The organism is Paenibacillus xinjiangensis (assembly GCF_059686975.1).
This window is the reverse complement of sequence record NZ_JCAALS010000026.1, coordinates 48,822-60,798: the sequence shown is the minus strand read 5'-3', so window position 1 is coordinate 60,798 and position 11,977 is coordinate 48,822. Positions and strand designations below refer to the sequence as shown.

The window sequence follows — 11,977 nt, the reverse complement described above, 5'->3', positions numbered from 1 at the left end:
TACACCATACTACATATTGGGTTCCACCCTCATTTTCGCCTTAATCCATCAATTTCCTCAAGCCATTCGCCTATACGCTTGCGCTAGCTTGTCCTGTCGTTTATTTATTCACTTTCTTATTAATATTCCATGTTAAGGCCATACTATAGACAACTATCCCTTTTTCTCCCGAAAGGAGCTGCTCTAATGTCCTCTACTACTAATAATCAGCCTAATGAGTCCACAGCGGGCACAACGAACGCAGCGCGCAAGCTTCACCCGCTCATCGACCTGCAGCATGATCGTTCCTGGTTCGAGGAGCTGCAGAGCCGTATGGCTAAGAATGGCCCTTGGGACGATTGGACCCTCTATCAGCTCTCTATGGAGGCTGAGCAGGCCAAGCGCATTGAGAGCTTCGAGCAGCTGCAGTGCATGCGATCTCTTCCCGATCTTGAGCCAATGCCCCATCAGATTAGTACAGCACGCAAGGTGCTGCATGAGATGGGAGGCCGAGCTATTCTCGCAGATGAGGTAGGGCTTGGCAAAACAATTGAGGCTGGGCTTGTACTCAAAGAATATATGGTCCGTGGACTAGTGAAGCGCGCCCTTATTCTCGTTCCCGCTTCCCTCGTCCTTCAATGGGTACGGGAGCTGAATCAGAAGTTTGGTATTTCCGCATTCGCCCAGAAGAAGGAGCATACTTGGCAGTACGATGTTGTCGTCGCCTCTATTGATACGGCCAAGCGCGACCCCCACAAGGACATCATTCTCGGCAGCGACTACGACATGGTCATTATCGATGAAGCGCATAAGCTCAAGAACAAGAAGACAACCAACTACCAGTTCGTCATCCAGCTCCGTAAAAAATATTGTCTGCTTCTGACGGCAACGCCCATTCAGAATGACCTTGACGAATTATATAACCTCATCACTCTGCTTAAGCCTGGCCAGCTAGGTGGTCAATCTGAATTTGCCGCCAACTTCGTAGTAGACAAACGACTGCCTAAGAATGAGGATCAGCTTCAGGATGCCCTATCGACTGTAATGATCCGCAACAGACGCGGAGACGGAGGGATTAATTTCACCAAACGGTTCGTCCGGAATATTCGGCTTGAGCTGTCTCCTGATGAGAAAGCACTCTATGATGCTGTAACCGGCTTCGTTCGCGACCGATATGCCGAGAGCGAAGGTGATATGAGCAGCATGCTGTCACTCGTAACGCTTCAACGGGAAGTATGCAGCAGCCGCGACGCCGTCTTCCTGACACTAGTCAATCTGTTCAAGAAGACGGCAGAGGATTCACCACTGCGTCCCAAGATATGGGAGCTGGTTGAATTCATTAAGCATATTCAAGCGAATACGAAGGCGGAGAAAGCACTTGAGCTCGTTCAAGAAATGAACGATAAAGTTATTATTTTCACCGAATATCGGGCTACGCAGGAGTATTTGCTGCAATTCTTCCGCTCGCATAACATGATAGCTGTACCCTATCGGGGCGGGATGAACCGCGGCAAGAAGGATTGGATGATGGACTTGTTCCGTGGACGTGCACAGGTGCTGATCGCTACAGAGGCTGGCGGCGAAGGCATTAATCTGCAGTTCTGCCACCATATGATCAACTTCGATCTGCCATGGAATCCGATGCGGGTCGAGCAGCGGATCGGCCGTGTTCACCGTCTTGGACAGACGGAGGATGTGAAGATCTACAATCTGTGCACGGTTGGAACCATCGAAGAGCATATCGTCAACCTGCTGCATGAGAAAATCAATCTCTTCGAGCTCGTTATTGGCGGATTGGATCATATTCTAGAGAAATTCGAGAAAGGCGAGGGCTCCTTGGAGCAGAAGCTTGCCAAAATGCTAATCGAGTCAGGCGGGAATGAACAGATTCTACAGGAGCAGCTCAGCAGCTTGGGCTCCACCATCGTTAAAATACGTGATGAGGTTGAATCGGAGCCAATGTCCTCTACTGAACCAGCAATTCTTACGCAGATGACGGCATTAGGCCAGAAGGTGGAGATAAGGCCATGAATGAGAAGCAGATACACAAGTTCGTGCATCGGTACTTGGAAGCAACGGAATGTTCCATACTGGAGAAGTCGCCTGCTCACTTCACCGTCAAGCTGTCACCTTCCGCAGATCGCGAGCTGACGAACCGCCCCTATTATTGGAGCTTCGTTGATCGAACTGGCGCAGATCCAGAGACAATGACGTTCCTATTCGTCACAGATAAGCAGAAATACGAGGCGGCCATTGCGAATCCAGAACCGCCTCCTATCTCAAGCCCTCTGGATGGGACGGCAGCTGCAGCGGATGCTGCTATCGGAAGATCAATGGGCTTTGTCCATGGCAATCTGTCAGCCGTGCGTATGCCCCGCGAGGACCTGCATTTTGGCTCACGCAAGCTTGATCAGCTGTTCCATGCAGCCAAGTCTTTAGGCAGCTACGTCAACCTGTTCCAGGAACCGGACAAGCGCGCTTCCAATCCTTTTCAATCAACGCCTTATACGGCATGGCTTGGAGTCAATATGCGAGTCGAATTCGCCTGTGACCGCAAACGCGAGGAAATTCACAGCTATGGCATCTCCCTTGCAACTGGGCAATGCGTGGAGCAGTTCTACGACCGATTGCAAGGCATGAAGCTTTCACCTAGACTGCCAGCTAACGTTCACGTGACGAAGAATGGCTTATCCTTAACCAAAGCGCTTGCCGTTATCGAGCACTCACTTGAGCGTAAGCTGAAGAGCTATGATTACAGCTGGGCTGTCGATGCTACAGCACGATTGGAAGAGGAGCTCGAGCGAATCGACTCTTATTATAAGCCGCAGCTTAACCATGCTGAAGAAGATTTCAAGAAAGCGATTGAGGAGCAATACAGGCAGCGCAGATCTGAGATCAAGTGGCAATATGAGCCAAGAGTGACCTCTTCCGCCATTAACTGCGGTATTTTCCACTTGGAAGGTATCGAATAACAGCAATCAGACGGGAACCGCACCAATACGTCAAAAATAGAATGCATCCGCTAATCAATCGCGCGACACATTCTAACAGTCTTCTTCCAGCTTGTCCGGTTACAATGGTCGTGTTGGACTCAAATCAGGCAGGAGCCGCACGACCTGCTTCTTAGAAAAGGGTGATTTGTATTATGCGCAAATGGTTAAGCAGGCTCTTAACAGCCGTTATCGTCGCCTCTGCCTTGTCCTCCTCGGCTGGCGTTCTTGCCAGTAAGACCGAAATTCCTCTAACAGACACCGCACATGAAGCGCAGCTGAAGTCATATATCCAGAGCTGGATATCCGAGCTCGCCAAACAGCCGACCTTCGAGCAATGGAAATCGGCCGCATTCGAGGTAACCCCTCTCGGTCCAGGTACGCATAACTGGCTGGCAGTCGTGAAGCAGCATGAGAATGCTGTCGGTTATCTGGTTGTACAAGCTCTAGAGCAAGGCGGCTACTCACTAGGGGAATATGGATTGGGAGCCTATCTATATAATGAAGCTGCACTACAGCAGCTTGATGAAGAGTCTGGGAGCTCGACGAGTCAGGTCATGTATATACATCCCTTATTAGCGGTGTGGAGAACGAATGGGGATACTACGCATTATTATGATGCGATGAGCGGAGAAGAGCTGCCTTTATCTGATCAGGTGTGGGAAGAGTCCTTGGTCGAGGAAAATAAGCTATTATCCAATACCGATATTACGCAACCAGTGTCTATTCTTAAGCATATCGCCAATCGCTCTTTCGATCCATACGGCAGGATGCCATGGCTGACGAATGCGCCGCTGCAAGCAAACAACCTCAATAAGACCCCCGTTCTGACCGAACTAGGGTCCAAGAAGAAGCTCTATTACACAGCAGAGCGATATGACGGTCAAATGCTGTACGTATGGTCGGCAACTGGCTACGACAAATGGAGCAACGGAGAGATCTACATCCGTCTTGAAACCGATGAGCTCGGCGAATCTAAGCGTTATATCCCGCTTCAGCTATTGACCGAGCTCGGCCATTTCTATACTTAGCTTGTAATCACATCACTTAGCCTTAACGCTGCGTTCTCCTCTAGCCTTCCACCACAGCATAATGCTCATAGGTCCCCAGCCGAACCATCGCGTCAGCCAATGCTCCCTAACTGCCTTGGCTGATGCCCTCGTCTGCTTCCGTTCATCCTTCGGTGTCTCCATGTAATTCACAATTTGAACCGTCATGTACTTGATCAGATCATTACCTTTAGTCGCCATTAGAATCACCTCGTTTATGTGTTAGTTCAAGTTTGCCCTGTCTAATCCATTCATAAACGTGTATGAGTTTTCCTCCATTAAGGTACGCTAACGGTACATCCATATAACCGCCGGATATAGGAGGAAACCTTTGTGTTCAAAAAGTTGCCATTCGTCATAACCCTGATGCTGATCCTGCCTATATGTACGGCAGCCGTTCCCCTTGAACAAACGCAAGCCCCTGAGGACAGTGTGCTTAGACCGTCAGCCGTCGTGTTAATCGATGCAGGCCATGGAGGAATTGACGGCGGAGCTACAGCAGATCAGATGGTCGAAAAGGATATTAATCTGGCCGTTGCACAGAAGCTGTATTTGCTGCTCAACAGTCAAGGAATTCCGGCTGTACTCAATCGAACAGGTGACTACGCTCTTAGTGACGATAACAGATGGCATATTAGCAAATCACGCCACCGCAGGGACCTGTCTCAGCGAAGGCAGCTGACGGAGGAGATTCAAACCGAGCTGCTCATTAGTCTTCATGTGAATGCAACCAAAAACCGCAGCAAGTTCGGACCTCTGGTACTGCACCAGCAGAGTGGCGAAAGCGCACTGCTCGCTTTTTGCATCCAAGATACGCTGAACCGGCAGCAGGAAACCGCCAATTATCCTAGAGAAGGCAACCCCTTCTATTTGCTGCGTCGTGTCGAGCAGCCTGCGGTCATTGTCGAGATGGGCTTCATCAGTAATGAAGAGGATCGCACGATGTTATCCGACCCTCGCCAGCAGCTGCGAATTGCCTCAGCGATCGCTTCAGGGATTCGGCAATACAAATGGCTCACCCGGTGACAGCATGCCTGACAGCTTGACGAACTGAACATTCGAGCCAGATTCCAGATTCGGTATCGATTGCTTCAGCACAGCTGCTGTCTTCTTGCCAGACGGGCCGACATGCCCAATCGTTACACATTGCTCATTCTGCTCCAGATGCTTACGAATGACATCAATCTGCTTGGAGATATGGGCTTCCGTATACACATCATCCAGGAATACATCATTGGATAGCAGAGGAACGCCCAGTTCCTTTGCTACTTTGGGAACGACTGTGTGATAGCTTGTTCGGCTGTCTAGAAAGAACAGTCCACGCTCCTTGCATACGCTGATAACGATACGCATCATTCGCTCATCAGCAGTAACTTTTGAGCCCATATGGTTATTCATGCCTATAGCGTAGGGAACATTATCAATCGCTTCCTCTACCCGCTTGCGTACTTCCGCATCACTCATATCGGTCGTAAGCGCACCAGGGCCTAACCACTTCCTCAAGCCCTTGTTCGGCTCCATCGGCATATGGACAATGACATCATGACCCAGCTTGTGCGCTTCCTCTGCATCTTTGACGGTACTCGGCATAAAAGGCATGATGGCTACGGTGAACTTAACCGGCAGATGCAGCATCTCATCCGTTCCATCATTGCCGTTCCCGAAGTCATCAATCACAATAGCAACCTGGCGGCTTGGCTCTCCTGTCATCGCTGCTGAAGCTGCCGGCGGAATAACAGAAGCGGAAGCCATTCCCCCTGCTAGACTGATGCTAATGACTATAGCTGCACACAATAGGAGATATTTCAATCTGAATACGGCCATTTCTCTCACAATTTACACTCCTCGTCGTCACTCACCAATCGTTAATATGAGTAATATCTCTTTCATTGTTTGTCCAAACGAGGAAAAATATGCAAAACAAAAGATCCTCCCATCCATTCATCATTAATGGGCGGGGAGGATCTTCGTTCTAATGCTGTAATTTAGATTTTGGTACGCAGATCGTTCGTAATCTGCTCAAGCGTAATATCTCTGAGCTTATGCTCCATAGCAAGCTGAGCATCATTAAATGCGATTTCGAGAGAAGACTGTATGTTACGGCCGACATCACAATTCGGATTAGGCTTCTGGTGAATAGCGAACAGATCATCCTGCTTATCACCTTGCACCGCCCGATAGATGTCCAGCAAGGTAATCTCGCTCACCGGCCTCGTAATCGAGGCGCCTGCTACTCCCGCACTAGTCGTGACAAGTCCAGCCTTACTTAGCAGTCCCATTATTCTTCGTATCACGACTGGATTCGTATTAACACTGCCGGCAATCATATCCGACGTTGTTCTGCCATTCTTATTCACTTCAAGTAAGGACAAAATATGAATGGCTACGGCAAATCGATTACTGGTCATCCCGACCACCTCCGTAGACGAGCCTTTAAATATGGAGCTATTATAGGGACTATGCGAGCAGAAGTCAATGAAGCTGACTATTCAGCGAAAGTTACCTTCTGATCCTTCAGAGAAGCAACTCGCGCAAGTGATTCTACCCGGTAGCCAAGCTCAAGCAGCTTCTGTCTTCCCGGCTGGAACGACTTCTCAATCACGATCCCAATACCGCATACCGAAGCGCCTGCCTGCTCAACGATTCTTGCCATACCGAGGGCAGCGTCGCCATTAGCCAGAAAATCATCGATAATGAGCACCCGATCTCCAGGTCCTACAAACTTTTTGGAGACGGTCACTTCGCTCTCCTCTTGCTTGGTGAACGAGTAGATTTTTTCGGTATACAGGTCGTCACGAAGTGTCAATGATTTTTTCTTTCTTGCGAATACCAACGGCACCTTGAATTGCAGAGCCGCCATAATGGCTGGAGCAATACCCGATGACTCAATCGTCAGCACCTTCGTAACGCCGCTCTCCGCGAATTGAGCTACGAAGGTAGCACCAATCTCCCACATCAGCTGAGGATCAATCTGATGATTAAGGAATGAGTCAACCTTCAATACTTGCTCACTTAGGACGATTCCCTCTTGCAGCACTTTATTCTTCAATAGTTCCAATTCAATTACCCCTTGTCCATCATATTGAATTATTTCGCGTACACCTAATGCCGAGTATTCTAACGTACTGGTTTGTTCTTGACTGCTCCTATTATAACATGATACAATCGTTTTTGTTGACACAACATCAACATTTGCGGTCGTGGCGGAATTGGCAGACGCGCTAGATTCAGGTTCTAGTGGTGTAACAGCCGTGGAGGTTCGAGTCCTCTCGACCGCACCAACCATTCAACTAACAGGTTCGTGGATTTGCTCTTAGAGCGATTCACGGGCCTTTTTTCATAGGCAATAGTCTCTTTCAAAAAAAAAAATACATACACCTCTCGAAATATGTTACTTTTATACTTAGTTTATTGAGATGGTAACCTTTACTAACTTCTTAGGAGTGACAGCAGCTATGACAATCTACGATTTCAACATCGTAAAAACGAACGGTGATCGGTTGCCTTTGTACCAATTCGCAGGCAAGCTCGTACTTATTGTGAATACCGCAAGCAAATGTAAATTCACCCCCCAGTTCGATGATCTGCAGAAGCTGTATGAGCAATACAAAGAACGCGGAGTCGAAGTTATCGGATTTCCTTGCAATCAATTCGACGAGCAGGAGCCAGGCAACAGCCATGATGCCGAATCCTTCTGTCAGATCAACTATGGCGTGAAGTTCCCGATGGTAGGAAAAATTGATGTGAACGGCGATCAAGCCCATCCACTATTCCATTATTTGACGAAGGCCGCTCCATTCCAAGGATTCGACGAGAGCAATATTAGTGCCAAGCTGCTCAAAATGATGGTTGCCGACAAAGCGCCCGAGTGGCTGCTCGGCAATCCAGTCAAATGGAATTTCACGAAGTTCCTTGTTGATCAAGAAGGTAATGTCGTTCGTCGATTCGAACCGACAGATTCGATTAATGACATCAAAGTCAGCTTAGATGAATTGCTGCAATTAGCGTAAAACAACGAACATCCCGAACTACTCTATCAAGAGAGTTCGGGATGTTTTTTTCCATGCTATGTCGGTATACTAGTCGGACTAAGTCTCCATGAATTTGGCAACAATACCGGCAATTCTCCGATCCCTTGTTTCCTGAGTTTTGGCATCAACGACCTGTCTGACGAATTCTTTGCGCTTCGAGGGAGCCAAGGCTTCGAACACCTGGGTAGCGCCCTCCTGAGCAGACAATGCAGCACGAAGATCATCAGGAACTTCAATGGTGCGTGGCTCTAGATCAAGCGCAAGCTTCACCTCTACCTGGTCTCCAGCCTTGAGACTTGAAGCTTCCCTATGCGCGGCGCTAAGTGGAATCATGAACTCACCATTCATTACACCTACAGTAGTCGAATAGCTGTAGCCATTCAGACTTACCGTGACACTCGGCTTCTTGCTCTTGCCAAGCTTGTCTATCATCTCTGCAGGCACCACAATGCCTGTCGCTTTCTTGCCTTCTGCCTGGATGACGCTAGTTAAGAATGTTACTGTCATACTCATACAATAGCCCTCCTTCTGTTCCTATCGTCACCTTATCCCCCACGTGAATACTTCCGCGGCAGCAGCTCAGTAATTGGGGTTGTTGTATAGTGGTCGTGATCCTTGATAATAACGTTCATATCCATTCCGTAGTCACTAATTAACTCGCGACATATCCCACAAGGGGATACGACCTCAATGGGCTCATTCTCGTGGTCTGGATCAGGATGTCTGACAGCAACAATGGTGTCAAATTCATGTTCTCCCTCAGAGATTGCTTTGCCGATGACAATAGCTTCGGCACATACAGCTACTCTTCCAATGTAAGCCTCCAGATGAACCGCCGAGAATATCTTGCCTGATTTTGTTCTCAGCGCCGCCCCTACATGATGCTTCCCATCTTGGTACAGTCTGCTTATTGTATCCTGCGCCACAGCTATAAGCTGCTGGTCTATTTTCTTAATCATTGTGCACACTCTCCATAAGCTCATCGTTCATTACTTGCCTAAGAACCCGCCTTCGGATCGGATGACTTGTCCCGTAATCCACTGCGATTCGTCGCTGGCTAATAAGCTGATTCCCCGAGCTGCATCCTCAGGCAATCCTAGGCGTCCCATCGGGAACATCGGCAAAAAATGCTCCTTCAGCTCATCATTAATCCAGCCTGAATGAGTCGGACCAGGATCAAACCCGTTAACCGTTATATGAAGCGGCGCCAAGCCTACCGATAATGGCTCAATCAATGCTATAAGTGCTCCTTTCGTTGCGATATAAGCCAAGTTATTAGAGTCTGGCCCCTTGGATACTAAGAAGATAATACGCCCTACTGCACCTGCTGGTTGGTTCAGCTCAAATCGCTTCGCAAATTCAGTGCTGAGCAGTATAGTGCCCCGATTGTTCACAGCATAATGCTGATCAAGCGTTGCTGCATCAAGACTTCTGAAATGAGTATGCAGCTCGTAAGTCGCATTATTAATTAGAATTGAAGGCGCTCCTAAAGTCCGTTCTACCTGATCCATTATAAGAGCTGGCATCTCGGGGTCAGCCAGATCCGCCTCCATATGAGCTGCTCTCACACCTAGCTGCTCCAGTTCGTCTTGCAGCTGCATCGGCCAATCAGGTTCTCCGCCATTACCAGCAGTTTCGTCGAAGGCACGCCAATGGGTAAAAAAGATATCTGCCCCTAAGCTTGCTAATGAGCGGCATACGGCTGTCCCAATACCAGAGGCTCTGCTTGCACCTGTTATGATTGCTATTTTATTGTTCAATTTGATCATTGTAATTTCCCCCATTCATAATTAGGAGGACCAACAGTTAGACGTTCATCCGAGATGCAGCTCCCCTGATTATAAAAACAGATACCAATAAGGTATCCGCACAGTGGGCTTGATGATTCATCATCCCTGCGTATCCTGTAAGGTAAAAGATAAGCAAGCAATACCAACTACAACAGTGATCCTTCACTATTGTCCATCCGTATTGTATCTCGTTCATATCCCTACAGTATAATCCACATGTCTGCTTCAAGCTCCTTCACCAGCATCTCTGCATATACCTTAATTGAGAATGACAATAAAATCAATATTTACAACCATTTTCAAAGACATATAAAAAAACAAGCGACCACCCCTCAATTCAACTTCGGGAGTAGTCGCTATAATAGAGAAAGCTTATTCGAACAAATCACCAAATACATCGAGCACCGTTTTTTTCTTCTTATACGGTCTGCCGTATTTATCATACTTCACCTTGGAGTCGTAGCCCCCATTGTAATGCCTGTCATAGCTGCCTTGCTGCGCCGCCCCGTAGCCTGGAGGAGGTGAATAAGGCTGCTGTCCGTAACCATTCGAGTTATTGTACGGCTGCCCAGGGGTCTGACCGTAACCAGCTTGTCCGTTAGCTCCGGATGGCGGGCTGCTTGGCTGCGAATCATATCTTGCTTCCTCAGCCTGATACTCCTTAACCCCTTGCATAAGCTTATCCAGCTCTCCACGATCCAGCCATACTCCCTTGCAATCTGGACATATGTCGATTAGAATACCATCCTTCTCAACTTCCCTCATTCGCACATCTGCACACACTGGACACTTCAACCTTGTCTACCTCCTTTATGTTGAGCTTCCGCTCCCGCGCTCGCTTGATGCAAGCTCAAGTGTATAATCGCGGCTTAGCTTAACGACTCGTCTATTCGCTCTTCGAATGACCACTGACGCATCATCCCAAGCTACTACGATTCCTGTTACATCATTCATTTCCATTTCATCGCGGATCACTCGTACCATATCTCCATTGACACGATAATAATCCAGTTGTTCCTCTGTAATCAATTACTTATACCTCCTGCTAGCAGCAATTTGGAAAAAACCTCAATGAAACTGGTTAAAGTTCATTGAGGTTTTCAGTCATTCATATCCTATTCGTGTTAGACACGTATTAGCCTACATGTTCCTTAGTATCATTCGTTTCATACCATTCATCGAGTACTCGAGAAGACATCACACGCCCCGCTATATACTCCGCTTGACGCTCAGTAAACTGTTCACGCCAGCTCATGTCGAGTTCCTCAGACAGCTTAACAATCGTAAGCAGCTCTGACCAAGCTACATAACGTTTGTACCAGAAAAATTGCGGATGCTCAATCATATAAGGATAAAGATCGTCAAATTCCGTATGCTTACAATCTAGTGCACGTTCAAAATGCACCTTCGCGTCACCTAGTTTTGTATTCATAAACTCAGCAGATAAATGACCCATTTGCTTATGCCTCCCCTCGGTTACATGAATATTATTATAAGCCATATTGTCGAAGCAGAAAAGAGTATAACTCTGGAACTTGTTATTCGAACGTAATCTGACCATTCTCAAGCGATGAGATTTTAACCAGCGATTCCATTCGAACCCCTTGCTCACGCAGCGTTCTTCCGCCTGCTTGGAAGGATTTCTCGACGACGATGCCTAGTCCAACGAGATGCGCTCCAGATCTCTCGATAATCTTCACAAGTCCGCGCGCCGCATCGCCGTTTGCGATAATATCATCAATGAACAGCACTCTATCGTCTTTGGTTAGAAATTGCTTGGATACCATGATATCCGTTACCATGCCTTTTGTAAAGGAGGGTACACGTTCCGAATAAGCCTCTGGATCAGCAATAAGTGTCTTCTTGCGGCGTGCAAATACAAGCGGAACACCCAGCACATAAGCAGCAGCAAAAGCTGACGGAATACCCGATGATTCTATCGTAATGACCTTAGTGATCTGCTCATCAGCGAACCTGCGAGCAAACTCATGTCCCATTTCCATCGTTAGCGCAGGATCGACCTGGTGGTTGATCAAAGAATCCAGCCTCAGTACATCATTTGATAATACAGATCCTTGCTGCAAAATACGCTCTTTTAAAATATTCATGTATTCCATTCCCTCCACCAAAATTCCTTT

The 11,977-nt window shown here is 47.7% G+C and carries 16 protein-coding genes and 1 tRNA gene; 6 read left to right on the top strand and 11 right to left on the bottom strand.

Annotated features, from left to right (window positions below; all coding sequences use genetic code 11):
- The first annotated feature begins 186 nt into the window (after positions 1-186).
- The 3 genes from AC6ESP_RS22715 to AC6ESP_RS22705 all read left to right on the top strand — a co-directional run bounded on the left by AC6ESP_RS22715 (position 187) and on the right by AC6ESP_RS22705 (position 4,000).
- Positions 187-2,010 carry a DEAD/DEAH box helicase gene (locus AC6ESP_RS22715; protein ID WP_497099019.1) on the top strand — a complete coding sequence of 608 codons (1,824 nt, stop codon included), beginning with the start codon at positions 187-189 and terminating at the stop codon, positions 2,008-2,010.
- Positions 2,007-2,951 carry a YqhG family protein gene (locus AC6ESP_RS22710; RefSeq protein ID WP_497099018.1) on the top strand — a complete coding sequence of 315 codons (945 nt, stop codon included), beginning with the start codon at positions 2,007-2,009 and terminating at the stop codon, positions 2,949-2,951. The genes AC6ESP_RS22715 and AC6ESP_RS22710 overlap by 4 nt, the downstream gene beginning before the upstream one ends.
- 173 nt (positions 2,952-3,124) lie before the next feature.
- Positions 3,125-4,000, top strand: a complete 876-nt coding sequence (locus tag AC6ESP_RS22705) for a hypothetical protein (protein ID WP_497099017.1) — start codon at positions 3,125-3,127, stop codon at positions 3,998-4,000.
- Positions 4,001-4,012: 12 nt separating this feature from the next.
- Here the strand turns inward: AC6ESP_RS22705 and AC6ESP_RS22700 are convergent, their stop codons facing one another.
- Complete coding sequence (locus tag AC6ESP_RS22700; protein ID WP_497099016.1) at positions 4,013-4,219, bottom strand: YqzE family protein; 207 nt, start codon at positions 4,217-4,219, stop codon at positions 4,013-4,015.
- A gap of 132 nt (positions 4,220-4,351) precedes the next feature.
- On the opposite strand from AC6ESP_RS22700, the gene AC6ESP_RS22695 reads away from it, so the two are divergent.
- The gene (locus AC6ESP_RS22695) at positions 4,352-5,044 is read left to right on the top strand and encodes an N-acetylmuramoyl-L-alanine amidase family protein (RefSeq protein ID WP_497099015.1); all 693 of its coding nucleotides are present in this window, start codon (positions 4,352-4,354) and stop codon (positions 5,042-5,044) included.
- Here AC6ESP_RS22695 and AC6ESP_RS22690 read toward each other — a convergent pair.
- The 3 genes from AC6ESP_RS22690 to AC6ESP_RS22680 form a co-directional block, all read right to left on the bottom strand.
- Positions 5,009-5,842, bottom strand: coding sequence for a divergent polysaccharide deacetylase family protein (locus AC6ESP_RS22690; RefSeq protein WP_497099047.1), 834 nt, complete (start codon positions 5,840-5,842; stop codon positions 5,009-5,011). The two genes, AC6ESP_RS22695 and AC6ESP_RS22690, sit on opposite strands and share 36 nt — an antisense overlap.
- Positions 5,843-6,003: 161 nt before the next feature.
- Positions 6,004-6,426 carry an Rrf2 family transcriptional regulator gene (locus AC6ESP_RS22685; RefSeq protein WP_497099014.1) on the bottom strand — a complete coding sequence of 141 codons (423 nt, stop codon included), beginning with the start codon at positions 6,424-6,426 and terminating at the stop codon, positions 6,004-6,006.
- A 77-nt stretch (positions 6,427-6,503) separates the two neighbouring features.
- Positions 6,504-7,076, bottom strand: coding sequence for a xanthine phosphoribosyltransferase (locus AC6ESP_RS22680; RefSeq protein ID WP_497099013.1), 573 nt, complete (start codon positions 7,074-7,076; stop codon positions 6,504-6,506).
- A gap of 136 nt (positions 7,077-7,212) precedes the next feature.
- Here AC6ESP_RS22680 and AC6ESP_RS22675 point away from each other — a divergent pair.
- Positions 7,213-7,299: transfer RNA gene (locus AC6ESP_RS22675), tRNA-Leu, on the top strand.
- Between the two features lie 174 nt (positions 7,300-7,473).
- A complete protein-coding gene (locus tag AC6ESP_RS22670; protein ID WP_497099012.1) occupies positions 7,474-8,028 on the top strand; it encodes a glutathione peroxidase in 555 nt (184 codons plus the stop codon).
- Positions 8,029-8,106: 78 nt separating this feature from the next.
- Here AC6ESP_RS22670 and AC6ESP_RS22665 read toward each other — a convergent pair whose 3' ends face one another.
- The 7 genes from AC6ESP_RS22665 to AC6ESP_RS22635 form a co-directional block, all read right to left on the bottom strand.
- On the bottom strand, positions 8,107-8,562 hold the full coding sequence (locus tag AC6ESP_RS22665) for a YdeI/OmpD-associated family protein (protein ID WP_497099011.1): 456 nt from the start codon (positions 8,560-8,562) through the stop codon (positions 8,107-8,109).
- Positions 8,563-8,594: 32 nt separating this feature from the next.
- Positions 8,595-9,008 carry a cytidine deaminase gene (locus AC6ESP_RS22660; RefSeq protein ID WP_497099010.1) on the bottom strand — a complete coding sequence of 138 codons (414 nt, stop codon included), beginning with the start codon at positions 9,006-9,008 and terminating at the stop codon, positions 8,595-8,597.
- A gap of 30 nt (positions 9,009-9,038) precedes the next feature.
- Positions 9,039-9,818, bottom strand: coding sequence for an SDR family oxidoreductase (locus tag AC6ESP_RS22655; RefSeq protein ID WP_497099009.1), 780 nt, complete (start codon positions 9,816-9,818; stop codon positions 9,039-9,041).
- Between the two features lie 393 nt (positions 9,819-10,211).
- Positions 10,212-10,634 (bottom strand): TFIIB-type zinc ribbon-containing protein, encoded by a 423-nt coding sequence (locus AC6ESP_RS22650; RefSeq protein ID WP_497099008.1) that lies wholly within the window; start codon positions 10,632-10,634, stop codon positions 10,212-10,214.
- Positions 10,635-10,649: 15 nt separating this feature from the next.
- Positions 10,650-10,868 carry a hypothetical protein gene (locus AC6ESP_RS22645; protein WP_497099007.1) on the bottom strand — a complete coding sequence of 73 codons (219 nt, stop codon included), beginning with the start codon at positions 10,866-10,868 and terminating at the stop codon, positions 10,650-10,652.
- A 106-nt stretch (positions 10,869-10,974) separates the two neighbouring features.
- Positions 10,975-11,295, bottom strand: coding sequence for a hypothetical protein (locus tag AC6ESP_RS22640; RefSeq protein WP_497099006.1), 321 nt, complete (start codon positions 11,293-11,295; stop codon positions 10,975-10,977).
- A gap of 82 nt (positions 11,296-11,377) precedes the next feature.
- A complete protein-coding gene (locus AC6ESP_RS22635; protein ID WP_497099005.1) occupies positions 11,378-11,947 on the bottom strand; it encodes a xanthine phosphoribosyltransferase in 570 nt (189 codons plus the stop codon).
- Between the last annotated feature and the right edge of the window lie 30 nt (positions 11,948-11,977).

Coding starts and splice junctions, on each gene's coding strand:
- AC6ESP_RS22715 (WP_497099019.1), top strand. CDS start 187: ATGTCCTCTACTACTAATAATCAGCCTAATGAGTCCACAGCGGGCACA.
- AC6ESP_RS22710 (WP_497099018.1), top strand. CDS start 2,007: ATGAATGAGAAGCAGATACACAAGTTCGTGCATCGGTACTTGGAAGCA.
- AC6ESP_RS22705 (WP_497099017.1), top strand. CDS start 3,125: ATGCGCAAATGGTTAAGCAGGCTCTTAACAGCCGTTATCGTCGCCTCT.
- AC6ESP_RS22700 (WP_497099016.1), bottom strand. CDS start 4,219: ATGGCGACTAAAGGTAATGATCTGATCAAGTACATGACGGTTCAAATT.
- AC6ESP_RS22690 (WP_497099047.1), bottom strand. CDS start 5,842: ATGGCCGTATTCAGATTGAAATATCTCCTATTGTGTGCAGCTATAGTC.
- AC6ESP_RS22685 (WP_497099014.1), bottom strand. CDS start 6,426: ATGACCAGTAATCGATTTGCCGTAGCCATTCATATTTTGTCCTTACTT.
- AC6ESP_RS22670 (WP_497099012.1), top strand. CDS start 7,474: ATGACAATCTACGATTTCAACATCGTAAAAACGAACGGTGATCGGTTG.
- AC6ESP_RS22665 (WP_497099011.1), bottom strand. CDS start 8,562: ATGAGTATGACAGTAACATTCTTAACTAGCGTCATCCAGGCAGAAGGC.
- AC6ESP_RS22660 (WP_497099010.1), bottom strand. CDS start 9,008: ATGATTAAGAAAATAGACCAGCAGCTTATAGCTGTGGCGCAGGATACA.
- AC6ESP_RS22655 (WP_497099009.1), bottom strand. CDS start 9,818: ATGATCAAATTGAACAATAAAATAGCAATCATAACAGGTGCAAGCAGA.
- AC6ESP_RS22640 (WP_497099006.1), bottom strand. CDS start 11,295: ATGGGTCATTTATCTGCTGAGTTTATGAATACAAAACTAGGTGACGCG.
- AC6ESP_RS22635 (WP_497099005.1), bottom strand. CDS start 11,947: ATGAATATTTTAAAAGAGCGTATTTTGCAGCAAGGATCTGTATTATCA.